Origin of the sequence: Massilia sp. ZL223, from assembly GCF_018119395.1 — a bacterium.
Taxonomy (GTDB): domain Bacteria; phylum Pseudomonadota; class Gammaproteobacteria; order Burkholderiales; family Burkholderiaceae_D; genus Telluria.
This window is the reverse complement of sequence record NZ_JAGPWD010000007.1, coordinates 59,733-86,379: the sequence shown is the minus strand read 5'-3', so window position 1 is coordinate 86,379 and position 26,647 is coordinate 59,733. Positions and strand designations below refer to the sequence as shown.

The window sequence follows — 26,647 nt, the reverse complement described above, 5'->3', positions numbered from 1 at the left end:
TCAGCCCGCTTCCGGAATCCGCTGCGCCAGCAGCTCCGCCACGGCCCGTACCGAAGGAAGCTGTCCGCGCCGGTGCGGCATCAGGAGCGTCGTCGTGACGCTTCCGGCGGTCCATCGCGGCAGCACCCGGACCAGGGTCCCGGCCTTCAGGGCGGCGTTGCACAGCTTGCGCGGCAGGCAGGCGATGCCCAGGCCTGCCGCGGCCGCCGCGAGCAGCACGCTGGACTCGTTGGCCGAAAACTTCGCTTGCGGCCGCCCCTCCGCCGCCTTCCCCGCCTCGTCCTGCAACTGCCAGCCGCCTGCCTGCGGATTGGTCAGCAAGCCCTGGTGGCCAGGGAGTTCGTCCGGCCGCGCCGGTTCGCCATGCGCCGCCAGGTAATCCGGCGAAGCGACCAGGTAGACCGCATCGCTGCACACGGTGCGCTGGATCAGCCCTGAATCCGGAAGCGGCGCGAAATGGTCGCGCACGGCGATGTCGAATCCTTCCTGCACGATGTCGACAAAGCGGTCGGCCGCCTGCACCGCCACGTGCAGGCGCGGATACTTCTGCGCCAGTTCCACCAGCGGCCTGGCCAAGGCCAGCTGCACCGTCGGCAGCGAGGCCGTGATCCGCACCGTGCCGCTCGGCTCGGCCAGGCGTCCCCTGACGAGATTCTCCGCGGTTTCCGCCTCGATCAGCATGGCCACGGCGTGGCGGTAGAACTCCTGGCCCAGGTCGGTCACCGAGAAGCGGCGCGAGGAGCGCTGGATCAGGCGCACGCCCAGGTGCGCTTCCAGTGCGGCGACGCGCTTGGCCAGGGTCGACTTGGGCGTGCCGGTCGCGCGCGCCGCCGGCGAGAACCCGCCGCGGTCGACGACCTGCACGAAGAAGGAAACGTCGTTCAGGTTCAGCATTTTCATCGTCCATAAATATGGACGCTGATTCTACACCGGCCAGTCTATCCGCCCATCGTCCACGAAGCTATAGTTATCCCACGCATCCGGACGCGCTTTACTACGAATACTTCAAAGGAAAAGAAACCATGGAACCAGTCCTGTTTTACGGCGTACCCGGCGGATGCTCGCTTGCTTCCATCATTGCACTCGAGTGGCTCGGCCAGCCTTACAAGCTGTGCCGCATCGAGATGCTGGAGCAGCCCTGGCCGCCCACCTTCACCCGCTTCAATCCGCGCATGAAGACGCCTGCCCTGCGGCTCGGCGGGGGCGGCGCCAGCCTGACCGAAAGCGCGGCCATTCTCCAGCATATCGGGGGGCGCGGCATCAAGCAGGGCCTCGGCTTCCGCCAGGGCACGCTGGAGTTCGACCGCCTGGCCGAGATGCTGTCCTACCTCACCACTGATTTCTTCGCCGCCTTCGCCCCGCTGTGGAAGTCGTATGAAGGGCAAGGCTTGAGCGAAGAGCGCAAGCAGCAGATGCGCGCGGACGGCCTGGCATTGGTCAGGCACGAATTCGGCCACGTCGAACGCATGCTCGGCGAGCGCAGCTGGTTGCTGGGCGGCGAAGCGCCGACGGTGGCCGATGCCTACCTGTTCGCCGTCAGCCGCTGGGCCGACTACCACCAGCTGTTCGATACGCAGGCGCTGTTCCCCGCGATCCACCGCCATGCGGAGCGCGTCAGGAACTCCCCGGCGGGGCGCTTCGCGCTGGAGATCGAAGAGGGCAGGAACGTCCGCGGCGGCGGGGCATTCCGCGGGCACGTGACCCTGGACGAACTGGCGGGAAGACTGGTGGCCTGACACCAGCCTGCCTGCAAGGCCTGAGCTGCTACCATAGGCGGATGCCCGCCCTTCCCGCCCTGAACGAACAGCCTTTGCGCGCCATCGTCCTGCCGCGCCGGGAGTTGGCGCCCTTCGTACGCAACTTCATGTTCGGCGGCTTCGACAGCGCCGAGGTGCACCTGCCGGCCCGCCCCGACCCGCAGCTGGTGGTCTACCTGCGCGGCGGCAGCCTGGTGCTGCGCGAGGACGGTCCCGCGCAGCAGCTGCCTCAGGCCTTCGTGACCGGTCCCGTGCTGGCGCCGGGCCGCTTTCGCGCGGCGCCGCACAGCTGCTTCATTTCCGCGACCTTCAAGCCATCCGGCTTCCTGCGCTGCTTCGGCGTGCCGGTCAACCTGCTCGGCCCGGACCCCGTGCCGCTCGACGCCCTGCTGCCGCCGGACGAGCTGCTGCCGCTGCTGGAGCGCCTGCACCGTGGCCGGCGCGTCGGCGAGCTGGTCGAGGCGCTCGAAGCCTTCTTGCTGCGCAAGCGCATGCAAGGCGGGCGCGAAGCCCCTGCCCTGCCGGCCCTGCCGGCAGAACGGCTGCTGCGGCCGGCAGCGGAGCTGGCCGGCGACCTGGGGCTGAGCACCCGCCAGTTCGAACGCCGCTTCCTGATGCACCACGGCCTGCCCTTGCGCGACGTGCGCAGGCTAGCGCGCTTCTCGCTGGGGCTGGCGATCCTGATGCGCGGCGGGCCGGGCGGCCTGGCCGCGGCGGCCCATGCGGCAGGCTATGTCGACCAGCCTCACTTCACGCGCGACTTCAGGCAGTTCGTCGGCGACACCCCGGCCAGCTTCCTCAGGAGCCGTTTCGACAGCGGCACCGGCTACGGATTCTGGCAGTTCGACAGCGAGGAGCTGCAGGCTTTCACCACCTAGCGCATGTCGCGTCCGTACAAGACGCCGCCGGTCCGCCTTCGTATGCTTCCAGGCGTTCACAAGGAGACCGGCATGGAAGACACGAACACCCTGCAAGACACGGCGCTGGAAGGCCAGCACTATCTGCTGACCAGCGTCGACACCCTGGTTGGCCACGTACGCAGCAACAGCATCTGGTACTTGTCCTTCGGCCTGGCCTGCTGCGCGGTCGAGATGATGCAGGCCGCCTCGGCCCGCTACGACATGGACCGCTTCGGCCTCATTCCGCGCGCCAGTCCGCGCCAGGCGGACCTGATGATCGTCGCCGGCACCCTGACCAACAAGATGGCGACCGCGCTGCGCAAGGTCTACGACCAGATGCCGGACCCGAAATACGTGATCTCGATGGGTTCCTGCGCCAACGGCGGCGGCTATTACCATTACTCGTATTCGGTAGTGCGCGGCTGCGACCGCATCATCCCGGTCGACGTCTACATTCCCGGCTGCCCGCCCACGGCGGAGGCCCTGATCTACGGAATCATGCAGCTGCAGCGGAAGCTGCGGCGGCGGCAACTCATCAAGCGCTGATACCGGCCATTTTTTTCGATGATTATGCGTGACATCCCGCATGCACATGGCCTAAGCTCTGCACTTCCATTCAAGGGAGGAAACCGATGTACACGCTGCACTACTCACCGGGCACCGCCAGCATGGTGGTTCACGCGATGCTGCTGGAAACCGGGGCGCCGCACCAGCTGCAATTGGTCGACTTCGACAAGGACCAGCAGCACGACAGCGCCTACCTGGAGCTCAACCCCGACGGCGTGGTGCCCACCCTGGTCGTGGACGGCGTCGTGATGCAGGAATCGGCGGCGCAAGTCATGCTGTTGGCCGAGCGCCACCCCGAGGCAAGCCTGGCGCCGGCGCCGGGCACGCCCGGCCGCGCCGACTGGATGAAGTGGAGCGTGCATTTGTCCTGCCACCTGGGCGCCTTGTACCGGACCTGGTTTTATTCGCGGGACATCGGCCTCGACGAGCATCCGGCCGCCGTGCGCGAAGCCCTGCGCGGGAAGATCGAATCTACCCTGGACCGCATCGACCGCCATCTCGCCAGCAACGGCCCCTACCTGCTGGGCGAGACCTTCTCCAGCGCCGACCTCCAGCTGACCATGTACATCCGCTGGGCGCGCAACATGCCGCGTCCGGGCACCACCTGGACGCACCTGAACGACCTCGCGCTGCGCGTGTTCCAGCGCCCGAGCTGGAAGACCATGTGCGAGATCGAAGGGCTGAACGACTGGCGGCCGGTGGGCGCCTGACGGAGACCGCATGGACCAGGAGACCATCCGGGCCAGACTGGCCTTCCTGCGCGCCGCCGAATCGCTCAAGAGCGTCCTGCGCAGCGGCCACACCTCGTCCGGACGCCCGGAGAGCACCGCCGAACACACCTGGCGCCTGTGCCTGATGGCCCTGGCCTTCGAAGACGGCCTGGCGGGCCTGGACATGCTGAAGGTGCTGAAGCTGTGCGTGGTCCACGACCTGGGAGAGGCCATCCACGGCGACATCCCGGCCATCGTTCAATCCGATCCCGCAGCCAAGAGCGAACAGGAGCGGCAAGACATGCTGCAGCTCACCAGCCCGCTCGATCCGATGCTGCGACAGGAGATCCTGGCGCTGTGGGAGGAGTACGAGACGGCGGCCACGCCCGAAGCGCAGGCCGTCAAGGCCATGGACAAGCTGGAGACCATCCTGCAGCACAACCAGGGCGACAATCCGCCAGACTTCGACTATGCCTTCAACCTCGGCTACGGTCAGCGCTACACCCAGGCGCATCCGCTGTTCTCCGCGGTCAGGCAGATACTCGACGACGACACCAGGGCCCGGATCAAGACCGATACCTGAGCCTGGACCTGGCCGAACTGGACCCGCGCACCCGCGCCATCCAGACATATGTCTTGCAGGAGTACTTTATCCCGGTGCGGCACTTCGCCCGGTATCTCTGAGCGGATTCAAGGACTCGGAACGACCCTCCACACCGTGTTCGCCAGGTCGTCCGCGACAATGAGTGCCCCGCGCGGATCGACCGTCACGCCCACCGGCCGCCCGCGTGTCTTGCCGTCCGCATCGCGGAAGCCCGTCACGAAGTCGACCGGCGCGCCGGCAGGCCGCCCGTTGCTGAAGGGTACGTAGATCACCTTGTAGCCGACCGGCGGGATGCGGTTCCAGCTGCCGTGCTCCCCGACGAAGGCTCCGCTCGCAAACCGTTCGCCCATCGCCGGCACGGAGAAGCTCAGGCCGAGCGCCGCGACGTGCGAGCCCAGGCTGTAATCCGGCTTGACGGCGGCGGCGACCTTTTCCTTGTCCTGGGGCTTGACACGGGTATCGACGTTCTGGCCCCAGTAGCTGTACGGCCAGCCATAGAATGCCCCTTCGCGCACCGAGGTCAGGTAGTCCGGCACCAGGTCCGGTCCCAGTTCGTCGCGTTCGTTGACCACTGCCCACAACTGCCCGGTTTGCGGATGCATCGCCAGGGCCGTCGGATTGCGTAGCCCGGTCGCATACGGCTTGTGGGCGCCCGTGGCGGCGTCGACCTGCCATACCATGGCCCGGTCGACCTCGGCCTCCATGCCGCGCTCGGTGATATTGCTGTTGGAGCCGATGCCGACATACAGGAAGCGCCCATCGGGACTGACGGTCAGCGCCTTGGTCCAGTGGTGATTGATCTCGGAGGGCAGCTTGGTGACGCTGACGGGCGGGCCGCTGGCCTTGGTCTGGCCTTCCTTGTAGTCGAAGCTGACCAGCTCGTCCTGGTTGGCCACGTAAAGCTTGTTGCCGGCCAGGGCCAGGCCGTAAGGGGCATTCAGGTTTTCCGCGAACACGGTATTCAGCTCGTACTGGCCGTCGCCATCGGCATCGCGCAGCAAAGTCAGGCGATTCCCGCCTTTGACCTTGGTATTGCCCTTGGCCTTGATATAACCGGCGATCACATCCTTGGGCTTGAGCTTGGCCGCGCCGCCTCCGCGTCCTTCCGCCACCAGGATATCGCCGTTGGGCAGCACCAGGGTCTGCCGCGGAATCTTCAGGCCGGTTGCGATCGCCGTGATGGTAAAACCCTTCGGTACGCTGGGCTTGCGATCGCCCCAGGCCTCCGGTTCGGCAATCTTCATGCTGGGCAGCAAACCGCGCTGCGGTTCGGGCAACTTCGGATCGGCCCCGAGCGCCTGGCTGCCTGCGCCGTCTTCTCCGCATGCGGCCAGCAGCAGCGCCGCGCCCAGCACCGTCAATGGCTTCCATGGCTTCATTTCACACCTCCCTGACGCGGTCCCAGTCCCACCCAGGTCGCGGCGCAGGCCAGCACGGCCACGATGATGGACAAGACCAGGCCGGCCGGCATCACGGCCCAGGCGTCCTTGGCATGCACGAAAGCGTCGATCAGTCCCAGCACCCAGGTTGCCAGCAGCAGCAGGAAATACAGCGCGGGATGCCCCGCCTTGCGCTCCGCCCGGATGAGATTGACCAGGGCAAACAGAAGAGCCAGGCCGCAGAACAGCAAGCCGCCCGCGATGAGCCAGGACGCGAAGTTGCCCCACTGAATCTGGTACGTCTGGTAGTAGGCGACATCGCTCAGCAAGGCGCCCAGGAAAAGAGGAACACTACCGGCAAGCAAGGTGGCGTGCAGCGGCCCTGGCGGGTGGCGATAGTGTACGCCGGCGGTCGTTGGAGAAGACATGGCATCGTCCTTTTGTTGTTCGCTTGATCAGATCGTAGCGACAAGTTGAAGTGCATGTCGCATAGCTGATCCAGGCGTACGTCTCCCCCAGCCGACCGCTTTAGAAAAAGGTGAAATCCTCGTTCGATTTCGGGACGATGCGCATCACGCAGCCCAGCACATACCAGACATAGCCGCCGAAAGGCAGGGCCAGCAACCATAGATTGGACATGACGATCTCCTCACTCACGCTTCATTTCGCACACCTGTGCGAAATAACTTGAAAAAAATGGCGGGCTTGGCCCACCGCCGGTACTGCTATTCCAGGTCGTTGAAACTCTTGTAGGTCGAGATCAGGCGGTTGAAGGCCCGCTGCACCCGGCGCGCCGTGGCGTCGCCGCGCAGGAAGCGCACGTCGTGCATCATCCCGATGATCAGGCTGTAGATCTCGAACACCAGCTGCTCGGGATCGGTGTCCGGGCGCAGGTGTCCTTCCTCGATCGCCTGCAGCACCGTCTTGCGCAGCGATGCGCGCCAGCGCACCACGCCCTCTTCCAGCCGGTCGCGCAGTGGGCCGGGGACGTCGTCGAATTCGAAGGCGCCCGCCGTATAAAGACAGGCGCCGCGCGAGGTATCGCTGCCGATGCGCTTGAGCCACAGCTCGACCTGCTTCACCAGGCGCGGCAAGCCCCTGGGCGCTTTCAGTGCCGGCAGGAAGACTTCTTCCGCGAACACGCGGTCGTACTCCTCCAGCACCGCGAGCTGCAGCGCTTCGAGCGACGCGACGCGGGAGAAGATGCCGCTCTTGCTGATGCCGGTGCGCTTGGACAGCTCGCCCAGCGAGAGCTTGCCGATCCCCTCGGCGGCGGCCATTTCCATGGCAGCGCCGACGATGGTGGCATAGGTGGCTTCGCTTTTGGCAGTGGAGTTCATGGAGCCACTTTAGCACAGTTGTGCGAAATGACAAGCAGTATTTGGCAAACCCGCGAACCTTACAAACTTCAGTTAGCAGAAAGACCGTCGTCCCGGCGAAGGCCGGGACCCAAGTTCTGCGAGCGTTACTGAGACGCTAAACTTGGGTCCCGGCCTTCGCCGGGACGACGTTTGGATGCTAACTAAACTAGATTACTTCGCGGCTTACCAGAACTTGTAGCTTGCCGAGAACGCGAACTGGCGCCCAAACAGGTTCTGGCTGTGGTTGTAGCCTTCCCAGCCGTTCGGATCGTAGTACGGTTTCTTGTCGAGCACGTTCTTGATGTTGATACCCAGGTTCAGGTTCTTCATCGGTTTCCAGTTGAAGCCCAGGTTCACCGTCGTGTACGACGGGGCGCCGTCGCACAGCTCTTCCGGCAGCGACACACCCGCCGCGGTGCAGTTCTCCGGCGTGTTGTCGGTGTCGTAGTCGCCGTAGGCCCACTTGGTCCCGCCCGTGTAGTTCACGAACAGGCTGGTGGTGAAGTTACCGTACATCCAATCCGCGTTGACCGTGCCGCGCACGCGCGGCGAGTCGTAGTAGCCGACGTAGTTGCCCGAGAAACCGCTGCCGTCGCCGTAGTCGTAGGTCTCGCGGCGGCGGATCGTCACCGCGGCGCCGGTGTTCAGCTTGCCCCAGTTCCCCAGCGAGAAACGGGTGCGCGCGTCGATGTCGAAGCCGTCGACCAGCGTGCTGCCGCGGTTCAGGTAGGAGTTGATCAGGCCGCCCAGGTTGCCCACCGAGTAGGTCGGCAGGCCGCCGGCGCAGGCCGCCGCATTGGCCGGGTTGGCGCACATGGTGGCCACGGCCGCCATGTTGGCGCGGTCGGCGTCGGTCAGGGCGTTGCGGATCGCCTTGTCGGTGCCGGCCAGGCCCGGGCCGTACTGGTCGACCAGTTCGGTGAACAGCTCGTTGAAGTCCTGGCGCACGATCTCGTTGCGGCGCTTCACGTACCAGTAGTCGAACGAGATGCTGAGGTCCTTGATCGGCTGCAGCACCAGGCCCACGGTCGCGATCTTGGCCTTCTCCGGCTGCAGGTCCGGGTTCGGCGGGGTCAGGCCGCCCACCGTGGTCGAGCAGTTGGAGTTGAACAGGCTCTTGCCCAGGTCGACCTCGGTGGCGATCGCCGATTTCATCAACAGGTTGGCGATGGCGTTGGTCTCGTCGCAGCGCACGGTGTCGCGGATGCCGCCCACCTGGGCGAACACGCCGCCCGAGCCGGATTCGGCCAGGTTCGGGGCGCGGAAGCCTTCGGAATATGTGCCGCGCACCATCACCTCGGGACGCGCGCGCCACACCACGCCGATCTTCGGCGCCAGGTTGGCGCTGAAGTTCGGGTACTTGTCCAGGCGCGCGGCGGCGTTGACTTCGAGCTTGTCGGTCACCGGGACCACCACTTCGCCGAACACCGCGCTGATGGTGCGCTCGCCGTCGAACCAGGAACCGCCCTGCTGGGTGATCAGGCCATTCGCCGCGTCGGCATTGCCCGGGGTGTCGAAGCTTTCGCGCATCAGGTTGGCCCCGAAGGCGGCGCGCACTTCGCGGTCGCCCAGCTTCATCAGCGTGCCTTCGATCTTGCCGTCCCAGGTGATCAGCTTGGTCCAGGACTGGATGTCGAAGGTCGGGTAGGCTTCGCGCAGCAGCGCGGCATTGGCCTCGCTGATTTCGCCGAATTTATAGGCCGGGTTGTCCGCGATATAGGTGCGGCCGGTGACCGGGTCGGTCGTGAACGGGCCGAAAGCCTTGGCGAAACCGGCGGTGTTGATGTTCACGGTCTGGTACAGGGTCGAGTGGCTGCCTGCGATGCTCAGCGCGGTCTCGAATTCCCAGTCGCCGAATACGCTGCCGCGCAGGCCGGCCACCGCGCGGTAGCTGTCGTCCACGTTTTTCTGGCCGAAGTGGCCGACGGCGTCCTGCATCAGGTAGTTCAGGCCGGCCGCGCCGCCCATCATGGCCGCCATCTCCGGCGACAGCCTGCCCTGCAGGTAGACGTTGTTCGGGCCCAGGTAGGGATTGACGAAGGTATTCAGCTTGGTGCCGGTGTTGCGCGCAAACCAGTTGCTGGTGCTGCCGCTGTTGAAGCTGCGCGGGCCGTTCTCGCCGCGCATGCGGATGTGGGTGTATGCCGCTTCCGCGAAGCCTTCCAGGCCGCCGCCGAAGCGCTTGCGGCCGGCCAGGTAGCCGGTGATGCGGTCCGAGGTCGGGCCGGTATCGAGCGCGTACGGCAGGTTGTTCCAGATACAGCGCGTACCGGAGGCTTCGGTGATCGCGGTCGGGCAGCCGTTGACGGCGCGCTGGACGCGGGCGTTGTTGCGCGCCGGGTCGAACACGAACAGGGTGCCCGGATTCAGCACGCCCGGCTCACTGCCGGTGCCGATGCGGAAGTTGGAGATGAAGTTCGGATTGTTGACGTAGAAGTAATCGGGGCGCTTGTCGTAGGTGTCGGCCAGCGAAATGCGGTCGCGCTGGTAGACGTTGACCGAGCCATAGATGTTGTAGCCGTCTTCGGCCAGGTCGCCGGTGCCGAACAGCAGGCTGCCCTGCTTCTCGCCGTAGGACTTGACATCGGCGGACGTGTCATAGCTGGCGCGCGCTTCCAGGCCCTGGTAGTTCTTCTTGGTGATCACGTTGATCACGCCGGCCACCGCGTCCGAACCGTAGACCGCCGAAGCGCCGTCGGTCAGGACTTCCATGCGTTCGATCGCCGCCGCCGGAATGGCGTCGATGTTCACGAACATGGTCTGGAAGCCGGACGGCGCGCCATAGAAGGACAACCGGCGGCCGTTGAGCAGCACCAGGGTGCCCTGGGCGCCGAGGCCGCGCAGGTTGGCCTGCGAGGCGCCGTCCGAACCGGTGAACATCGAGCGGAAGTCCTGCTGGGCGGGACGCGCCGCCGGCAGGTTGTCCAGCACCTGCATCAGGGTGCGGGCGCCCATGTTCTCGATCTGCTTGGCGTCCACTACCTGCACCGGCGAGGCGGTTTCGGCGTTGATGCGCTTCAGGCTGGAGCCGGTCACTTCGACCCGCGCCATCTTCTCGGGCTTGCCCTCCTCCTTGTTGGTCGTTTTGTCATCCACCTGGCCGGCGGCCAGTGCGCTCGACGCCATTCCTGCGGCCGCCAGCGCGGCGATCAGTGTCTTGAGTTTCAAGTGCCTCTCCTTTTGTAATAATAGTTGTGTGTAAATCGCTTACTGCATGGGGAGCGTGTTCACGTCCACGCCGGGCGCGAGGCCCAGTGCGGGACGGGTGAAGTTCTGGTTGATCGGGACGTAGTCGCTGAAAAAGCCGCCGTTGCGCAGGTAGAAAGCACTGCCACGCAGCCCGCCCGCGTAGTCCATGCGCTGGGCGTTGGCGGCGGTGGCGTCGCCGGTGAAGCGCGCATTGGTGATCTCGCTCCAGGTCCCGCTGGTGGAGCGCGCCCACTGGTTGCCGTATTCGGCCAGGCGGCCCAGGTAGCCCTTGGTGTCCAGGAAGTTCTCGAGGAAGGAATACACGCCCGCGTGGTAGGTCGTGGTCGCCGGGCGCTTCCAGGTGGCGATGTAGCGCCAGGCGCCGGTTTCCGGCGCGAAGAACCAGGCCGAGAAATCGGTGGCGCCGGCGCCATCCGGGCGCACGCGGGTGACGAAGCGGTAGGTATTGCCCGCCACCCAGTTGTACAGCAGGTAGGACTGGCCGCCCGTGCCTTCGCCGCCGAAGCCGTTGTCCACCACGCCCGCCCCCTTGCCCACCAGGGTGGTCTTGGCGCCGTTGTCGGCGTCCCAGATCGAGAACAGCACGCGGCGCTCGGACGGCGAATTGACCTGGATGCCGAAGTAGCCGCCATTGAAACCGTTGGCCATGTAGTAGGAGCCGATCGCGTCCTGCCCCACCGGCACCGACAGCTCGCTGTAGAAGTATTCGGTATTCGCCGGCACCGCAAAGCCCAGGTGGACCGAGGGGCCGCGCCGCGACCAGTAGTAGTTGGCGGCGTCATTCGCATAATTGACCGGCGTCGCCGTGTCGACGGTGAGGCCGGCGACGTCGCCGAAATAGCCGCCGTCCTTGCTCACGCCCTGCAAGTCGACCTTGATGTAGCCGGCCGGCAGATCGAGCGTGCCGACGGTGTAGGTCTTCTTCGCGCCCTTGCTCAGCGCCAGCGTGTACGGCGCGCCGTCGACGGTGACGCGCATGGTGCTGCTCTTGCTGCCGGACAGGCTGGCGTCCAGGCCAATGGTGGCGCTGCCCGCCTGCGCCATCCGGAACCAGATGCTGGTGACGGTGGACGGATTGGTCCAGTTGGACAGGCCATTCGCGGTGATGGTCTCGGTCGCACCGGCGCCCGCCGTCGTCACGAAGGCATTGCCAGCCAGCGCCACGTTCAGCGGCGCCGCCACCACCGCCTTCTTGCCCGCCGTCGGGTCTGCGGCTGCGCGCGGTTCGGCGTGGACATGGGCGCAACCCAGCAAGGCGATTGCGACGGCATTCAACATCAGCATCCTGGATTTCATCTGGTTCTCCTCGAGGTGTGGAACAGCATGAGTCCGCATCAATAGCGGTCGTCGAAAGCGAAGATCGGTTTGCGGTTGCGCCACTGGCCGCCCGTGAAGTCCGGGAAGTCGAGGGTCTGGAAGCCGAGGGCGATCGACTGCTCGGACAGCGGCGTGATCGCGCTCCAGGTGATGGCGTCGTAGATATCGATTGGCATCGGCGCGTTCTCCTTCAGCGCCTCGATAAAGGCGTGGATCACGAAGAAGTCCATGCCGCCGTGGCCTGCGCTCGCCGCGCGTTCGCCGTACTTGCGCCAGAGCGGGTGCTCGTACTTGTCCTGCCACTGCTTGAAGTCGTCCCATTCGTGGGGCTTGCTCACGCCTTCCACGTGCACCGAGCGGTTCAGGTCCATCCACAGGCCGCGCGTGCCCTGCACGCGGAAGCCCAGCGAATACGGACGCGGCAGCGAAGTGTCATGCTGCAGGATGATGGTCTCGCCGTTGTCGCAGGAGAGCGTGGTGGTTACCAGGTCGCCCAGGCTGAAACGGGTCTTCCCGTTGGGGTGGTCCTTGCCGCCCTGGCGCTGCACGTAGTCGTGCAGCCCGGCCGCCTTGCTGGCGAAGGCATTGATGCGGGTGAAGCGGTTGCCGCGGTTGATGTTGGTGTACATGGCGATCGGGCCGATGCCATGGCTCGGATACAGCTCGCCGTTGCGGCGCACCGAGTGCTCGGTGCGCCAGCGCGCCTCGGACCAGCCCTTCTGGCCGAATTCCACGCCGCCGCCGTAGGGCTTGGCCGGATCGCCGCTGTTGAACTTCACGGCCCGCAGGTCGTGCTGGTAGCCGCCCTGCAGGTGCACCAGTTCGCCGAACAGGCCGGAGCGCACCATGCGCAGCACCGCCAGCACGTCGCGGCGGTAGCAGACGTTCTCGAGCAGCATGTAGGGGGTGCCGGTCTTGAGCTGGGCATCCAGCACGTCCCAGTGGTCCTGCAGGGTCACGCCGGCCACCACTTCGCAGCCGACCGGCACCTTGGCGCGCATGGCCTCGATCGCCATCGGCGCATGCCATTCCCAGGGCGTGGCGATGATCACGCCATCGAGCTTGCTGGCGTCCAGCATGCGGCGGTAGTCCAGGCTATGGCCGTTCTCGCCGAAGGTGGCGGGACGCGCCTTGCCGGCCTTGGTCACCATCTCGACCGCGCGGCCCAGCATGATCGGCTCGATGTCGCACAGCGCCACCACGTCGACGTCGTCACGGCGCACCAGTTCGCGCAGCAGGACCTGGCCGCGCATGCCGGTGCCGATCATGCCGATGCGCAGGCGCTCGCGGCTGGCCGCCGAAGCGCTCGACATCACGCCTGCCGACAGCGCGCTGCCTGCCAGCGCCGAACCCAGGGAAAGAAAATTGCGTCGTTTCATATGCTGTCTCCGTCTTTTTTTCGATGCGAGGGATGAGCGGGGCCCTCCCCGCTCCAAGGAGGGGGCTCCGACATCGCTTGAGGTTGAAGTACTTAGCGGGGCTTGACCGTGGCGCCTTCCGTGCCGATCAACACGGCGTTGGCCCAGTTACCGCACGTTCGGGCCGGCTGGGCGCCCGTTGCGCCGAGGGTTCGCAGGCTGAGCTGGCCCAGTCCGCGCACGTCGATTTCGGGCTTGACCACGGCCGGCGCCTTCACCAGGCCGCTGTCGTAGAGCAGGCGCTCGCCGCTCCACACCTGGAAGCGCAGCCCACCTGCATCGCGGCAGCTGTCGTCCACGCCCAGGTCGGCGCGCAGCAGGCGCCAGGCGCCGCCCAGCTGCAGGTCGAGGCGCCCGGCCGGGCCCATGCCGACACCCTTGTTGAAGCGCAGGCCGTTCATGCGCATTTCGCTCGCCTTGCTTGCGGGCTTGTCGCGGCCGAGGGCCTTCGGCAGCGGCAGCTCGCTCAGGTAGCGGCGCAGTTCCTGGCCTTCCGGCACCGGGTGCTCGAGGATGCGGAATTCGGATAGGGTGATCGGCGCCACCTCGGCCGGGGCCGCGGCATCGAAGGCGCGGGCGGGTGCGTCACCCGAGACCGCCGTCACCATCGGATCGGTGCTGGCGGCGCCGCTGCCGTCCGGATTCTGCGTGCTCAGCACGCGGAAGCGCAGCAGGCGGCCGGCGCTGGCCGGGAAGGCGATGGTCTGCGTGTCCTTGGTCAGAGTGAGCTGGCCGCGCTTGACCGGCGCGCCCCACTCGCCATTCGTGTCCGCCAGGTAGATCTCGTAGTCGCGCACCTGGCCATGCTTCCAGTTAGCGTCGCTGCGCGGCGCGATCTCGATGCCATCCACCAGGCGGCGTTCGGTGAAGCCGATCACCCATTCGTGGGCGCCGCTCTTCACAGCCTGGCTGCGCACGGTGCGGAACCAGGTGGCCGGGTTGCCGTCGAAGGCGTTCTCCATCGGGTGGCCCGGCTCTTCCGCAGGACGGTTCACCACGACCATGGCGTCCGGCGGCAGCGCGCGGCCTTGCGCCGGAGCGGCCGGGAAGGCGTCGTCGCCCGCGGCCTGGGCGATGCCTTCCAGCGTGAAGCCCAGCGCCTGGCGGATGTCCTGGCTCGGGGTCTTGACGTGCACGGTACCGAGGCGCTCCTGGGCGTCGAAGAACCAGCCCGCATCGGCGGCGTCGAACCCGGCGCGGCTGAGCTCTTTGAGTGCGGCGCCTTGCGCCAGCACCTTCGTGGGACGCTGGCGGCTGGGCATGCGCAGGCTGTAGCCGCGCTTCGCTTCCTGGCCGTCGTACGCACCTTCGACCGGGTGGATGGTGACGTCGACCTTGCCTCCAGCCTCGCGCATCGCGATCTTCTGGCGGCTGAACGCGCCCTGCTGGTAGCGCCGGGTATTGCCGTCGTCTTCATACAGGGTGTAAGCGGACTCGCCCTGCGGGTAGAGGTCGAGTGTGAGCCTGTCCTTCGGCTTGTGGCCGTCGTACAGCATCTCGGGATACATCGGCACGATGGCGCCGGCGCGCACGAAGACCGGCAGCTTGTCGAGGCTGACCTGGAGGTCGATGTCCTTCCCTTGCGCCCCGGCGACGACCTGGCGGCCGTCCCAGTAGTCGATCCAGCGGCCCTGCGGCAGGTGGATGCCCTTGCGCCAGCCCTGGCTCACGGCCTGGCTGCGGTAGACCGGCGCCACCAGCAGGTCGCGGCCCAGCAGGAACTGGTACTTGTGCGTCTCGAGCAGCGCGGCCGGGTCGTTCGGGTAATCCCACATCAGGCCGCGCACGATCGGCGCGCCGGTTTCCTCGGCCTCGCGCGTCAGGTTGTACATGTAGGGCGTCAGGCGCAGCTTGAGCTTGAGGTAGCGGCGGTTGATGCTGCGGTAAGGCTCGTCGAACCACCATGGATGCTTGCGCGCGCTGGCCGACCAGCCGGACATCCCCATCAGCACCGGGGTGAAGCTCTTCCACTGCAGGTCGCGGGTATAGGTTTCCGGGCTGCCGCCGAAGATGGCGTCGACGTCGCCGGTGGCATAGGCCTGGCCGGACAGGCCCGAGCCGATCAGGGTCGGCACGTGCCAGCGGATGTAGTCCCAGCTGGCGCTCTGGTCGCCGGTCCAGGCCACCGCGTAGCGCTGGGTGCCGGCCCAGCCCATCACGGTCCAGATGAAGGGGCGGCTGTTCGAGTTATTCAGGATGCCGTCGTAGGCGGACTTGTTGGCGTCCAGCGAGAACTGGTAGCCCTTGCCGGTCCAGGCCACGTCGAGCTTCTGCACGCGGCTGCCGGCCTGGCCGACTTCCCAGGCGATCTTGTCGACGCCGTTCTCGGTCCACAGGCCGGTACGGAAGCCCTGTTTGGCCAGGCCCTGCACGGTCTCCGGCAGCGCCGTGTAGCCGCAGCCGTAGCCGTCGTTCGGCAGGATCCAGCCGCCCGGCATGTCGTGTTCGCGGTATTGTTTGGCGACGGTCTCGACCACGTCCGGCGTCTTGCCGGTGGGGCCGTCGCTCCAGCCGCGCGGCACCGTGCCCGGCTTCTTGACGTTGTCGCCGTCGTTATAACAGTCGGCGTCGCCGTATTCCAGGGCCCAGCGCGGCAGCATGCGCGCGCGGCCGGTCCATTCGGTATAGCGGGCCAGCACCTCGTGCATCGACTTGCCGACAAAGTAATAGGCGTCGAAGCGCCCTTCGGCGTGCTGCAGGGTGAGCTGGTTGTCTTCACGCAGGTCGTAGTTGCCGTCGGCCCAGCTGTTGCGCAGCATGCCCCAGCCGCGGGAACTCATCAGGAAGGGCGCGGGATTCGGGCGGTCGCCCTCTTCCCAGCCCCCCGAGTAGGAGACCGGCAGTTCGCGGCCCTTGAATTCGAAGCGCCCGTTCTGCTGGCCGCCGCCGAAGAAGCGCTCGGCCTTGTCGCTGGAGAGCACCTGCACGCTTTGCTTGTCGCCGAGGTCGAGCGCCTGGAGCTCGCGCCACAACGGCTGGGTCTCGCCGGCGCGGTAAAGGGTGAAACGCAGCGGCTTGCGGTCCACGCGCAGGGTCAGCGCATCGGTGCGCAGCACCAGCTGGCCGTTCTCTTCCTTGAATTCGTGCTTCACGTCCTTCGACGCCGTGGCGACCACGATGGCTGCGGCCTTGTCGCCGGGGCCGGTCAGTTCCTTGCGCCCGGCCTGGATGCGCACCACGTCCGCACGCGGCAGGCTGACACGCACCAAGGCGCCGGAATCCGACACCAGGTCCCAGGACGGGCTGTCGGCCTGGACCGGGCTGACGCTGCGCAGGCTGCCGAGCGGCGCGGCCCAGGCGGAGGAAACAGCCAGCGCCAGCAGGGAGACGGCGAGAGGACGATGCAGGGAAGATGCGTGCTTCATGGACAAGGTCTTTCGGATCGTTTTGCGATTTGATGAAGATAATGTATGAACAAAAACAAAGAAGGTCAACAAAAAGGAAAGGAAAACCCTAAAAAAGTTCCAAACTACGAACGAAACACGCCAAAAACCTTTCGTTTAAACTAAAAAATGCCGAGTCATCTTTCGAATTGTGGCGTAGCAAGCACACATCTGTGCATGAATCGGCTCCTCGCAGTCCAGATGGCTGCAAAATAGCCACGATCGCCCGCCCAGTATCTTTCGTTTATCTTTCGTGTTTGACTTTCGCAAACTTTCTATTTAAGATTGATCACACTAAAAACTTTTTACATTTCTTTCGATGACTACTCTTCTGCAGCGAAGCCAACAAGCGTGGCGCGATATCGGCGGCCTGCACACCGCCGAGGAAATCGCGCAGCAGCCGGCGCTCTGGGGCGCACTGTACGCGAACCTGCGCAGCGAGCGCGAACGCGTCGAGGCCTTCCTGGGCGGCTGCCTGGCGAATCCGCTGCAGCGGGTGATCCTCACCGGCGCCGGCAGCTCCGCCTACGTCGGCGAGATCGTCGCCGACGAGATCAATGCCGCCTGGCCGGCCCAGGTGCGCGCGCTGGCCACCACCACCCTGCTCACCCACCCCGAGCTCTACCTGGATGCGAACGCGCCTACCCTGCTGGTGTCCTTCGCCCGCAGCGGCGACAGCCCGGAAAGCCTGGCCGCCGTCAACCTGGTGCGCGAGCTGGTGCCGGGCGCACGCCTGCTGAACATCACCTGCAACGCCGAAGGCCGGCTGGCGCGCGAAAGCGCCGCCGACCCGAACAGCTTCAACCTCCTGATGCCGGCCGCCAGCTGCGACCGCGGCTTCGCCATGACCAGCAGCTTCACCTGCATGCTGCTGGCGGCGCTGGGCGTGCTGGGCAAAGGCGACCAGCTCGACCGCATCGCCGCCCTCTCCCAGCTGGCGGAGCGGGCCTTGCTCGCCTGGGAAGCGCCGGTCGCCGCCCTCGGCGGCACGGTGGCCGAGCGCGTCGTCTACCTGGGCAGCGGCCCGCTGGAAGGCCTGGCCAAGGAAAGCGCCCTCAAGCTGCTCGAACTGACGGGCGGACGCGTGACCGCGATGGCGAATACGCCGCTGGGCTTCCGCCACGGTCCCAAGTCGGTGCTGAACGGCGCATCGGCGGTCCTCGTCTTCAACAGCAGCCGCGCGCTGTCGCGCCGCTACGAGGCGGATCTGGTCGAGGAAGTGCGTCGCGACGGTATCGCCCAGCGCGTGCTGACGATCGGTCCGGGCGGCGATTTTGATGTGGACACCCCGGGCTTGCCCGACGCTTGGCTCGCTCCGCTGTGGCTGCTGTTCGCCCAGCAGTATGCCCTGCACCTCTCGGCCACGCTGCAGCTGACTCCCGATAATCCTTTCGCCAGCGGCACGGTCAACCGTGTCGTCAAGGGCGTCACCATCTACCGCCATGACGCCTCCTGACCTGCGCGGCTTCCACGGCATCGACATCGGCGGCAGCAAGATCGAGCTGGTCGCCTTCGATGCGCAGATGGGCGAGGTGCATCGCGAGCGCATCGCCACGCCCGGACACGACTTCCAGGAGTTCGTCCAGGCCATCGCCGCCATCGTACGGCGCGCCGACGCCGTCCTCGGCGCCGCCGCGCCGGTCGGCATCGGCCTGCCCGGCGTGGTCGATTCCCTCACCGGCCGCCAGCTCAGCTCCAATGTGCCGGCGCTGAACGGCCGCCTGGTTACCCCTGCGCTGGAAGAAGCGCTGCATCGTCCCGTCGTCATCGGCAACGATTGCCAGTGCTTCGCCCTGTCCGAAGCGCAAGGCGGCGCCGCCGACGGCCTGCCGACCATGTTCGGCGCCATCCTCGGCACCGGCGCCGGCGGCGGCTACTGCTCGCGCGGCCGCCTGCACCGCGGTTTCAACGGCGTCGCCGGCGAATGGGGCCACTGGGCCGCGCCGGCGCACCTGCTGTCCCTGTACAAGCTGCCGGTCATCGCCTGCCCTTGCGGGCGCGCCGGCTGCATGGAGCGCTATGTCTCCGGCCCCGGCATGAGCATGCTGCACCGCCACTTCGGCGGCGACGGCGCCGCACCCATGGTCGTCGCGGCGCGCGCCAACACGGGCGACGCCATCGCCGCCAAGACGCTGTCCGCCCACCTCGACCTGCTGGCCCACGCGATGTCCAGCCTGGTGCTGGCCCTCGATCCGCATGCGATCGTGCTCGGCGGCGGGCTGTCCCAGCTTCCCCACCTTTATAAACAGCTGCCCGACGCCATCAAGCGCCATTTGTTCGCCGGCGCCCAGGTGCCGCCGATCCTGCCGCCGCGCTTCGGCGACGCCGGCGGCGCGCGCGGCGCGGCCCTGCTGATCCACCAGCACCTGAAGACGAGCGCACCATGAACCAGGCCCTCTCCCCCATCCAGCAAGTGATCAAGGCGCACCGCCGCGGCGAAGCGGCCGGACTGTACAGCGTATGCTGCAGTCATCCGATCGTCCTCACCGCCGCCATGCGCGTGGCGCAGGATTACGCTACCCTGCTGCTGGTCGAGGCGACCTCGAACCAGGTCGACCAGTACGGCGGCTACACCGGCATGAATCCGGCCCAGTTCCGCGCCTATGTCGAACAGCTGGCGCGCGAGCGCGGCTTCCCGCTCGATCGCCTGGTGCTCGGGGGCGACCATCTGGGTCCGAACGCCTGGCAGGGCCGTCCCGCCGATGAGGCAATGGCCAAGGCCGAGACCCTGGTAGCGGCCTACGCCGCCGCGGGCTTCCACAAGATCCACCTGGACTGCAGCATGCGCTGCGCCGACGATCCGCCTGCCCTGGACGACGCCATCGTCGCCGAGCGCGCCGTGCGCCTGGCCATCGTGGCCGACGCGGCCGCGCGCAGCGCCGGCCATGCGCCGCCGGTCTACGTGATCGGTACCGAAGTGCCGGTGCCGGGCGGCGAATCCGCGCTGGCCGATGCGGGCGCCCCGACCTCGCCGCTGGCGGCCGGGCGCACGCTGGAAGTGCATTGCCGCGCCTTCCTCGACGCCGGCCTGCACGACGCCTGGCGCCGCGTGATCGCCATGGTGGTGCAGCCGGGCGTGGACTTCGACCACAGCCATATCCAGCATTACGACGCTGCCCAAGCGGCCAGCCTGTCGGCCTTCGTGGCCGGCCAGCCAGGCCTGGTGTTCGAGGCGCACTCCACCGACTACCAGAAGGAGTCCGGCCTGCACGAAATGGTGCGCGACCACTTCGCCATCCTCAAGGTCGGCCCGGCCGCGACCTTCGCCCTGCGCGAAGGCCTGCTGGCCCTGTGCCAGATCGAGGACGAACTGGTGGCGCCCGAGCGCTCCTCGCGCCTGATGCAGGTGCTGGACGAAGTGATGCTGGCCAAGCCCGAGCACTGGCGCAAGCACTACCCGGGCAGCAGCGACGAGCAGCGCGTGATGCGCCGCTACGGCCTGTCCGACCGCTGCCGCTACTACTGGGGCGAACCGCCGGTGGCGGCCGCCGTGGAGCAGCTGTTCGCCAACCTGGACGCGATCGAGATTCCGCTGCCGCTCCTGAGCCAGCACCTGCCGGAGCAGTACCTGGACGTGCTGCAGGGGCAGCTGAAAACCGGCAGCCGCGCGCTGCTGGAGCACAAGATCGGCCGCGTGCTGGCGCAGTATGCGCGGGCCTGCAACCGGAATGCGGCGGAAGCCGTCAACAAGGGCGTGCCTATCTGTTAAGCTCGGCGTTTTTACCGTCGACCCATCCGCCATCATGCGAAACACCACCCAACGCCGCGAAGCCATCCTCCAGCTCCTGACCCGCCAGGGCTCGGTCCAGGTGACCGACCTGGTGCAGGAGTACGGCGTGTCGGCGGTGACCATCCGCAGCGACCTGAGCGCGCTCGAGGCGCAGGGACTGGCCACGCGCAGCCACGGCGGCGCCACCCTCACCCGCACCCCGCCGACCGAGCACACGATCCGCCAGAAGGATGCGATCAACCAGGAGCAGAAGGAGCGCATCGGCGCGCTGGCCGCCACCCTGGTGCAGGAAGGCGACAACATCATCATCGACTCGGGCACCACGACCATTTCGCTGGCGCGCCACCTGCGCGATGCGAACAACGTGACGGTGATGACGAATGGCCTGAACATCGCCTGGGAACTGGCGGAGTCGCCGGGCGTGGACCTGATCCTGACCGGCGGCCTGCTGCGCAAGCAGTCGCTGTCGATCCAAGGCAGCCAGGCCGAGGCCACCCTGCAGGCCTATAACTTCGACAAGCTGTTCCTGGGCGTCGACGGCTTCGACCTGCAGTTCGGGGTCACCACCCACCACGAGGCCGAGGCCAGCCTGAATCACAAGATGGTCGAGCGCGCGAAGAAGATCATCGTGCTCACCGACGCTTCCAAATTCGGCCGCGTCAGCCTGCACCGCATCGTGCAGCTGGACCGGGTCCATACCGTCATCACCGATGCCAGCATCAGCCCTGAATACCGTGAGGGGCTGCAAAAGCTGGGCATCGAATTACTCATAGCGGAATAAATGCTCAGCGGCAGAATCCTTACTCCCCAAGGCTGGATCACAGGCAGCATCGAGTTCAGCGACTGCATCCACCGGATCATCGAAGGCCCTGCCGCCGGCAAGCACACCATCCTCCCCGGCTTCGTCGACCTGCACGTGCACGGCGCGGCCGGCGCCGACACCATGCAGGGCGGCGATGCGGGCATCACCATCGCCCGCACCCACGCCAGATACGGCACCACTTCCCTGCTCGGCACCACCATGACCGCCAAGGAGCTCGACATCCGGCGCGCCCTGCGCGGCCTGGCCGGCGTCATCGCCGAGCGCCCGCAAGGCGGCGCGCGCATGCTGGGCGTGCACCTCGAAGGACCCTTCCTCAGCCAGAAGCGCCTGGGCGCCCAGCCGCCCGACGTCATTCCCGCCACCCTGGAACTGGTGAACAGCCTGCACGCCATGGCGCCGATCCGCGTGCTCACCATCGCGCCGGAAGTCGACGGCCACCTGGCGCTGATCCCGGACCTCGCCGCGCTCGGCATCCGGGTGCAGATCGGCCACAGCGACGGCAGCTACGAAGATGGCGTGGCCGCCCTGCGCGCCGGCGCGGCCGGCTTCACCCACCTGTACAACGGCATGACCGGCATCCACCACCGCGAGCCCGGCATCGTCGGCGCGGCCCTGGCGCACGCCGAGTACGCCGAGATCATTCCCGACCTGGAGCACGTGAGCCCGGGCGCGCTGCACGCCGCCCTGCGCGCGATCCCGCGCCTGTACGGCATCACCGACGCCACCGCCGCCACCGGCATGCCGGACGGCGAATACGCGCTCGGCACCCAGCGCGTGTTCAAGTGCGCGGGCTGCGTACGCCTGAAGGGTGATCAAAACGGCGCTGGTTCGCTGGCCGGCAGCGTGCTGACCATGGACCAGGCGCTGCGCAACTTCGTCGGCCTGGGCCTGGACCTGGCCGACGCCGCGCTGCGCGTCTCGACCTACCCGGCCGACTACCTGGGCGAGACCCAGCGCGGGCGCCTGCAGCCGGGCGCCTGGGCCGACATCGTCGTGCTCGACGAAGCATTGCGGCCGGTGGCCGTCTTCGTCGAAGGCGAAGCGATCGATCTGAACTGACCAAAACCAAATCAACGGAGACACCATGGACGCTTCAACCTCTTCGGCGGAGCGCGGCAAGCGCTACCTGCTGTTCATCGCCGGCATGGGCGGCCTGCTGTACGGAATCGACGTCGGCATCATCGCCGGCGCCCTGCCCTACCTGGAATCGACGGCCACGGTGGCCTGGAAGCTGAGCACCCAGCAGCTGTCCTTCATCGTGGCGGCGGTGCTGCTCGGGTCCGTGCTGTCCTCGCTGTTCGCGGGCGCGCTGGCCGACGCCATCGGGCGGCGCTGGGCGATGGTGCTGTCGGGCGCGCTGTTCACCGTCAGCATTCCGATGATCGCGCTGTCCGACGGCTACACGCCCCTGCTGCTGGGCCGCCTGCTGCAGGGCATCAGCGGTGGCCTGATCGGCGTCGTGGTGCCGCTCTACCTGGCCGAGTCGCTGCCCGCCGCCCAGCGTGGACGCGGCGCCGCCCTGTTCCAGCTGATGCTGACCATCGGCCTGGTGGGCGCGGCCGTCATCGGCCTGAGCCAGGCCCAGAACGTCGACGCTGCCACCCAGGCCGCCGCCGCGCTGGCGCCGCTTGATCGGGCCGCCGCCGTGTTCGCGGCCCAGGACCACGCCTGGCGCACCATCTTCTGGCTCTGCCTGGCGCCGGGCCTGGTGTTCACCCTCGGCAGCCTGGCGCTGAAGGAATCGCCGCGCTGGCTGGCCCTGCGCGGGCAAGGCAAGATCGACCAGCCCATCGCCAAGCTTGCAGTCGGACGCGATTCGCTCGCGAGCCGCCGCTACGTGCTGCCCTTCCTGCTGGCCTGCCTGGTGCTGGCGCTGACCCAGGCCACCGGCATCAACTCCATCCTGGCCTATGTGGTCACGATCCTGAACCAGGCCGGCCTGCCCGGCGCCACCGCCAACGCGGCGGACGTGGCCCTCAAGGTGCTGAACGCGGTCATGACCGTGGTGGCCGTCATCCTGGTCGACCGCAAGGGCCGCAAGTTCCTCTTGAAACTGGGCAGCGGCTGCATCGTGGTGGCGCTGGTGTCGGCGGGCCTGCTGTTCCGTGGGGCGGAATCGAACCAGCGCGACGTGCGCGCCGCGGTCGAAGCCCAGGTGAAGAATGGCGGACTGGCGCTGCGCCTGGACGGCGCCCAGCTCGCGGCCCTTGGCGGAGGCGAAATTGAAGGCAAAGACGCGCCCCAGCAGCTGACGGTGGCCTATGCCTACGGCCCCTTCACCAACGTGCAGTCGCGCCGCAGCGACGACCCGCTGCTGCCGGCCATGACCCTGAGCCGTGAAGATACCGTGCAGAACGACAGCGTGATCGGCGCCTCCCTGCGCCGCTGGCACCTGAATCCCTTCGCCGACCCGGCCGCCGCCAGGGATGCGCCGCTCACCATCGAACGCGCCTGGCTCGGCCCGGTGCCGCCCGAGGCGCACGGCTGGCAGGTGGCGCTGGCGATTTGCCTGTTCGTGGCCGGCTTCGCGGTCGGTCCCGGCGTGTGCGTGTGGCTGGCGCTGTCGGAGCTGATGCCGACCCGGATCCGCTCCAACGGCATGAGCATCGCCCTCCTGATCAACCAGTTCGTCTCGACCGTGATCGCCGCCATGTTCCTGCCCACCGTCGGCTTCTACGGCTACTCGACCGTGTTCTTCTTCGGGGCGGCGTTCTCGGTCCTGTACTTCCTGACCGCGGCCTTCCTGCTGCCCGAGACCAAGGGCAAGACGCTGGAAGAGATCGAGCAGCATTTCGTCGGCGCCGGGTCGCGCGTGCAGCCGGGCTAAGCTCCCTTCTTACCCCGGCACCGGTTCGGCCACCGTACCGTCCGGGGTATCGCGCAGGATGAAGCCTGCCTCCTCGATGGCGAGGCGCAGCGCATCGGCGTCCTTCCAGCGCTTCTCCCTGCGCGCCAGGCCGCGTGCTTCAACCAGCTCCCTGACGGCCAGCGGCACTTCGATCGCGGCGGGACGCCATTGTTCCAGGCCCAGGCCAAGCGCCTGGTCCAGCCACGCGACCGTCGCCCGCTTCGTTTGGCCATCCAGCGGCGACTTCAGGACTTCCCAGGCCAGCGCCAGCGCGCGCGGCGTATTCAGGTCCTCGTTCAGTTCCGCCAGCATGGCGTCGCGATAGGCCGCGTCGGGCATGCCGCCTTCGGGCAGCGCGTGCAGCGCCTGCCGCAGGCGGTTCAGGGCCGTCTGCGCCGCCTGCAAGGCCGGCCAGGAGAAGGCCAGCGGCGAACGGTAATGGGCCGTCAGCACCAGGTAGCGGTAGGCCAGCGGATCGAAACCGCGCTCGGCCAGTGTGGCGAGGCGCAGGAAACCGCCGTCCGACTTCGACATCTTGTCCCCGCTTTCGAGCTGCAGGAAAGCGCCGTGCAGCCAGTAGCGCGCCGGCGCGTGGCCGTGGCAGGCTTCGTGCTGGGCGATCTCGTTCGAGTGGTGCACCGGGATATGGTCCTCGCCGCCGATGTGGATGTCGAACAGCGCGCCCAGGTACTTGCTCGACATGGCCGAGCACTCGATGTGCCAGCCCGGGAAGCCGCGTCCCCAGGGGCTGTCCCATTCCATCTGGCGCTGCTCGCCCGCGCCGCTGAACTTCCACAACGCGAAATCGGTCGGCGAGCGCTTGCCGCCGAGCTCCACCCGGTGCCCGGCGCGCTGGCCGGCGGTGTTCAGGCGCGCCAGGTGGCCGTAGGCCGCCAGTTTGGCGGTGTCGAAATAGATGCCGTCCTCGGTCCGGTAGGCGTAGCCCTGGCGCTCGATCCCGGCGATGAAGTCGATCTGCTCGGGGATGTGGTCGGTAGCGCGCGCCCACACGGCCGGGGCCTGGATGCCGAGCAGCGCCAGGTCCTGCTGGAAGGCTTGCGTGTAATAGGCGGCGATGTCCCAGGCCGAGCGGCCGGTGCGCCGCGTCCCCTTCTCCATCTTGTCCTCGCCGGTGTCGCCATCCGAGCTCAGGTGGCCGACGTCGGTGATGTTGATCACGTGGTGGACCGCATAGCCGTTCAGTTCCAGCACCCGGCGCAGGGTGTCGCCGAACAGATAGGTGCGCAGGTTGCCGATGTGGGCGTAGTCGTAGACCGTGGGACCGCAGGCGTACAAGCCCACGCGTCCCGCCTGGATCGGTTGGAAGGGGCGCAGTGCGCGCTCGTAGGTGTCGTACAGCTTGAGGTCCATGGCGGCTCCAGAAAAGACAAAGGCCACAGGGAAACAAGTTCGCTGTGGCCGATAGAAGACTAAATAAGGTGCAGAAATGCGTACGACAGGCTTCTATGGCCTGTGTCGACATGCTCCAAAGTAGAATTTTTTGATCTGCATGATGTCAGTCTAGCACGACAAATTGCTCAGGTGAATACGCAGTGACACGCTGTTCTGTCATATTCTCATTAGTGTAGAATCTTTGCGCCGGTTATTGAATCATCAACCACCGAATGTAGACCAAATAAAGGGTTCGAATATGCGTCTCTTCCCCACCCAAGGCAAATTCGCGTTTGCTGTCGCCGCCACCATCCTGTCCGCCAGCGCCCTGGCCCAGAACTGGCCCGCCGGAACCGTCACGGTCGTCGTGCCGTGGCCGCCGGGCGGCCCGTCCGACATCGCGGCGCGTCCGCTGGCCAAGGGCCTGACCCAGAACCTGGGCCAGACCTTCGTCATCGACAACCGCGCCGGCGGCGGCGGCAACATCGGCACCGCCGCGGTCACCCGCGCCGAGCCGGATGGCCAGACCCTCCTGATCACCTCGAGCGCACCGATCGTCATCAATCCGAGCCTGTACAAGAAGATGGCTTTCGATCCGATCAAGGAACTGACCCCGGTCACCAACCTGCTGCGCGCCCCGCTGGTGCTGGTCGCCCACCCCTCGGTGCCGGCCAAGAATCTGAAGGAACTGATGGCCCACATCCAGGCGCAGAAAGGCAAGTTCCAGTACGCTTCGTCGGGCAACGGCACTCCGCAGCACCTGACCGGCGAACTGTTCGCCAGCGTGGCCAAGCTGGAGATGATCCACGTGCCGTACAAGGGTTCGGCGCCGGCGATCTCGGACCTGCTGGGCGGCCACGTACCGATGATGTTCGACAGCACCATCGCGATCATGCCGCACATCAAGAGCGGCAAGGTCAAGCCGATCGCCCAGTCGGGCACCAAGCGCTCGCCGCTGCTGCCGGACGTGCCGACCTTCGCTGAAGCCGGCCTGCCGGCCATCGAGTCCTATGCCTGGTACGGCATGTTCGCACCGGCCAAGACCCCGGCTGCGGTGGTCGCCAAGATCAATGCCGAAGCGCAAAAGGTCATGAAGGGCGCGGACTTCCAGAAAGTGCTGCACGACACCGGCACCGAATACGTGGGCGACACCCCGGCGAACTTCGCCAAGTTCGTCCAGGCTGAATCGGTCAAGTGGTCGAAAGTGGTCAAGGACAGCGGCGCGACCGTCGACTGATATCCGGACTAG

The 26,647-nt window shown here is 66.9% G+C and carries 21 protein-coding genes; 12 read left to right on the top strand and 9 right to left on the bottom strand.

Going from position 1 to position 26,647, the window contains the following annotated elements; all coding sequences use genetic code 11:
• The gene (locus KBW95_RS07220) at positions 1–894 is read right to left on the bottom strand and encodes a LysR substrate-binding domain-containing protein (protein WP_211527840.1); all 894 of its coding nucleotides are present in this window, start codon (positions 892–894) and stop codon (positions 1–3) included.
• A gap of 128 nt (positions 895–1,022) precedes the next feature.
• Between KBW95_RS07220 and KBW95_RS07215 the strand changes: the two genes are divergently transcribed.
• From KBW95_RS07215 to KBW95_RS07195, 5 genes are all read left to right on the top strand, one after another.
• A complete protein-coding gene (locus KBW95_RS07215) occupies positions 1,023–1,736 on the top strand; it encodes a glutathione S-transferase family protein (RefSeq protein ID WP_211527839.1) in 714 nt (237 codons plus the stop codon).
• A gap of 41 nt (positions 1,737–1,777) precedes the next feature.
• On the top strand, positions 1,778–2,635 hold the full coding sequence (locus KBW95_RS07210; protein ID WP_211527838.1) for a helix-turn-helix domain-containing protein: 858 nt from the start codon (positions 1,778–1,780) through the stop codon (positions 2,633–2,635).
• Between the two features lie 3 nt (positions 2,636–2,638).
• Complete coding sequence (locus KBW95_RS07205) at positions 2,639–3,202, top strand: NADH-quinone oxidoreductase subunit B family protein (protein ID WP_373888767.1); 564 nt, start codon at positions 2,639–2,641, stop codon at positions 3,200–3,202.
• An 86-nt stretch (positions 3,203–3,288) separates the two neighbouring features.
• Positions 3,289–3,933 carry a glutathione S-transferase family protein gene (locus tag KBW95_RS07200; RefSeq protein WP_211527837.1) on the top strand — a complete coding sequence of 215 codons (645 nt, stop codon included), beginning with the start codon at positions 3,289–3,291 and terminating at the stop codon, positions 3,931–3,933.
• Between the two features lie 10 nt (positions 3,934–3,943).
• Complete coding sequence (locus KBW95_RS07195; protein WP_211527836.1) at positions 3,944–4,516, top strand: HD domain-containing protein; 573 nt, start codon at positions 3,944–3,946, stop codon at positions 4,514–4,516.
• A gap of 107 nt (positions 4,517–4,623) precedes the next feature.
• Here the strand turns inward: KBW95_RS07195 and KBW95_RS07190 are convergent, their stop codons facing one another.
• From KBW95_RS07190 to KBW95_RS07160, 7 genes are all read right to left on the bottom strand, one after another.
• The gene (locus KBW95_RS07190) at positions 4,624–5,916 is read right to left on the bottom strand and encodes a sorbosone dehydrogenase family protein (RefSeq protein ID WP_211527835.1); all 1,293 of its coding nucleotides are present in this window, start codon (positions 5,914–5,916) and stop codon (positions 4,624–4,626) included.
• Positions 5,913–6,344, bottom strand: coding sequence for a DUF2231 domain-containing protein (locus tag KBW95_RS07185; RefSeq protein ID WP_211524442.1), 432 nt, complete (start codon positions 6,342–6,344; stop codon positions 5,913–5,915). Before KBW95_RS07185 ends, KBW95_RS07190 begins: the two co-directional genes overlap by 4 nt.
• Before the next feature lie 297 nt (positions 6,345–6,641).
• A complete protein-coding gene (locus tag KBW95_RS07180; RefSeq protein ID WP_211524443.1) occupies positions 6,642–7,256 on the bottom strand; it encodes a TetR/AcrR family transcriptional regulator in 615 nt (204 codons plus the stop codon).
• Between the two features lie 204 nt (positions 7,257–7,460).
• The gene (locus tag KBW95_RS07175; protein WP_211527834.1) at positions 7,461–10,445 is read right to left on the bottom strand and encodes a TonB-dependent receptor domain-containing protein; all 2,985 of its coding nucleotides are present in this window, start codon (positions 10,443–10,445) and stop codon (positions 7,461–7,463) included.
• Between the two features lie 39 nt (positions 10,446–10,484).
• Positions 10,485–11,783, bottom strand: a complete 1,299-nt coding sequence (locus KBW95_RS07170) for a DUF3472 domain-containing protein (RefSeq protein ID WP_211527833.1) — start codon at positions 11,781–11,783, stop codon at positions 10,485–10,487.
• Between the two features lie 38 nt (positions 11,784–11,821).
• Positions 11,822–13,183, bottom strand: a complete 1,362-nt coding sequence (locus KBW95_RS07165; protein ID WP_211527832.1) for a Gfo/Idh/MocA family protein — start codon at positions 13,181–13,183, stop codon at positions 11,822–11,824.
• Between the two features lie 92 nt (positions 13,184–13,275).
• Positions 13,276–16,587 carry a TIM-barrel domain-containing protein gene (locus KBW95_RS07160; protein ID WP_211527831.1) on the bottom strand — a complete coding sequence of 1,104 codons (3,312 nt, stop codon included), beginning with the start codon at positions 16,585–16,587 and terminating at the stop codon, positions 13,276–13,278.
• A gap of 337 nt (positions 16,588–16,924) precedes the next feature.
• Here KBW95_RS07160 and KBW95_RS07155 point away from each other — a divergent pair, with 337 nt between their 5' ends.
• The 6 genes from KBW95_RS07155 to KBW95_RS07130 are packed head-to-tail and all read left to right on the top strand — an operon-like array spanning position 16,925 to position 23,985.
• The gene (locus KBW95_RS07155) at positions 16,925–18,061 is read left to right on the top strand and encodes an SIS domain-containing protein (RefSeq protein ID WP_211527830.1); all 1,137 of its coding nucleotides are present in this window, start codon (positions 16,925–16,927) and stop codon (positions 18,059–18,061) included.
• Positions 18,048–18,992 carry an ROK family protein gene (locus KBW95_RS07150; RefSeq protein WP_211527829.1) on the top strand — a complete coding sequence of 315 codons (945 nt, stop codon included), beginning with the start codon at positions 18,048–18,050 and terminating at the stop codon, positions 18,990–18,992. The genes KBW95_RS07155 and KBW95_RS07150 overlap by 14 nt, the downstream gene beginning before the upstream one ends.
• On the top strand, positions 18,989–20,314 hold the full coding sequence (locus KBW95_RS07145; protein WP_211527828.1) for a D-tagatose-bisphosphate aldolase, class II, non-catalytic subunit: 1,326 nt from the start codon (positions 18,989–18,991) through the stop codon (positions 20,312–20,314). Before KBW95_RS07150 ends, KBW95_RS07145 begins: the two co-directional genes overlap by 4 nt.
• Positions 20,315–20,348: 34 nt before the next feature.
• Complete coding sequence (locus KBW95_RS07140; RefSeq protein ID WP_211524451.1) at positions 20,349–21,116, top strand: DeoR family transcriptional regulator; 768 nt, start codon at positions 20,349–20,351, stop codon at positions 21,114–21,116.
• Positions 21,117–22,217: an N-acetylglucosamine-6-phosphate deacetylase gene (locus tag KBW95_RS07135; RefSeq protein WP_211524452.1), complete on the top strand. Its 1,101-nt coding sequence runs from the start codon at positions 21,117–21,119 to the stop codon at positions 22,215–22,217. It begins immediately after the preceding gene.
• A gap of 25 nt (positions 22,218–22,242) precedes the next feature.
• A complete protein-coding gene (locus KBW95_RS07130; RefSeq protein WP_211527827.1) occupies positions 22,243–23,985 on the top strand; it encodes an MFS transporter in 1,743 nt (580 codons plus the stop codon).
• Positions 23,986–23,994: 9 nt separating this feature from the next.
• On the opposite strand, the gene cysS is transcribed toward KBW95_RS07130, so the two are convergent.
• Positions 23,995–25,377 (bottom strand): cysteine--tRNA ligase, encoded by a 1,383-nt coding sequence (cysS, locus tag KBW95_RS07125; protein WP_211527826.1) that lies wholly within the window; start codon positions 25,375–25,377, stop codon positions 23,995–23,997.
• A gap of 280 nt (positions 25,378–25,657) precedes the next feature.
• Here cysS and KBW95_RS07120 point away from each other — a divergent pair, with 280 nt between their 5' ends.
• Positions 25,658–26,635, top strand: coding sequence for a tripartite tricarboxylate transporter substrate binding protein (locus KBW95_RS07120; protein ID WP_211524455.1), 978 nt, complete (start codon positions 25,658–25,660; stop codon positions 26,633–26,635).
• Positions 26,636–26,647 lie beyond the last annotated feature (12 nt).

Coding starts and splice junctions, on each gene's coding strand:
- KBW95_RS07220 (WP_211527840.1), bottom strand. CDS start 894: ATGCTGAACCTGAACGACGTTTCCTTCTTCGTGCAGGTCGTCGACCGC.
- KBW95_RS07215 (WP_211527839.1), top strand. CDS start 1,023: ATGGAACCAGTCCTGTTTTACGGCGTACCCGGCGGATGCTCGCTTGCT.
- KBW95_RS07210 (WP_211527838.1), top strand. CDS start 1,778: ATGCCCGCCCTTCCCGCCCTGAACGAACAGCCTTTGCGCGCCATCGTC.
- KBW95_RS07205 (WP_373888767.1), top strand. CDS start 2,639: ATGTCGCGTCCGTACAAGACGCCGCCGGTCCGCCTTCGTATGCTTCCA.
- KBW95_RS07200 (WP_211527837.1), top strand. CDS start 3,289: ATGTACACGCTGCACTACTCACCGGGCACCGCCAGCATGGTGGTTCAC.
- KBW95_RS07195 (WP_211527836.1), top strand. CDS start 3,944: ATGGACCAGGAGACCATCCGGGCCAGACTGGCCTTCCTGCGCGCCGCC.
- KBW95_RS07190 (WP_211527835.1), bottom strand. CDS start 5,916: ATGAAGCCATGGAAGCCATTGACGGTGCTGGGCGCGGCGCTGCTGCTG.
- KBW95_RS07185 (WP_211524442.1), bottom strand. CDS start 6,344: ATGTCTTCTCCAACGACCGCCGGCGTACACTATCGCCACCCGCCAGGG.
- KBW95_RS07180 (WP_211524443.1), bottom strand. CDS start 7,256: ATGAACTCCACTGCCAAAAGCGAAGCCACCTATGCCACCATCGTCGGC.
- KBW95_RS07170 (WP_211527833.1), bottom strand. CDS start 11,783: ATGAAATCCAGGATGCTGATGTTGAATGCCGTCGCAATCGCCTTGCTG.
- KBW95_RS07165 (WP_211527832.1), bottom strand. CDS start 13,183: ATGAAACGACGCAATTTTCTTTCCCTGGGTTCGGCGCTGGCAGGCAGC.
- KBW95_RS07160 (WP_211527831.1), bottom strand. CDS start 16,587: ATGAAGCACGCATCTTCCCTGCATCGTCCTCTCGCCGTCTCCCTGCTG.
- KBW95_RS07155 (WP_211527830.1), top strand. CDS start 16,925: ATGACTACTCTTCTGCAGCGAAGCCAACAAGCGTGGCGCGATATCGGC.
- KBW95_RS07150 (WP_211527829.1), top strand. CDS start 18,048: ATGACGCCTCCTGACCTGCGCGGCTTCCACGGCATCGACATCGGCGGC.
- KBW95_RS07145 (WP_211527828.1), top strand. CDS start 18,989: ATGAACCAGGCCCTCTCCCCCATCCAGCAAGTGATCAAGGCGCACCGC.
- KBW95_RS07140 (WP_211524451.1), top strand. CDS start 20,349: ATGCGAAACACCACCCAACGCCGCGAAGCCATCCTCCAGCTCCTGACC.
- KBW95_RS07135 (WP_211524452.1), top strand. CDS start 21,117: ATGCTCAGCGGCAGAATCCTTACTCCCCAAGGCTGGATCACAGGCAGC.
- KBW95_RS07130 (WP_211527827.1), top strand. CDS start 22,243: ATGGACGCTTCAACCTCTTCGGCGGAGCGCGGCAAGCGCTACCTGCTG.
- cysS (WP_211527826.1), bottom strand. CDS start 25,377: ATGGACCTCAAGCTGTACGACACCTACGAGCGCGCACTGCGCCCCTTC.
- KBW95_RS07120 (WP_211524455.1), top strand. CDS start 25,658: ATGCGTCTCTTCCCCACCCAAGGCAAATTCGCGTTTGCTGTCGCCGCC.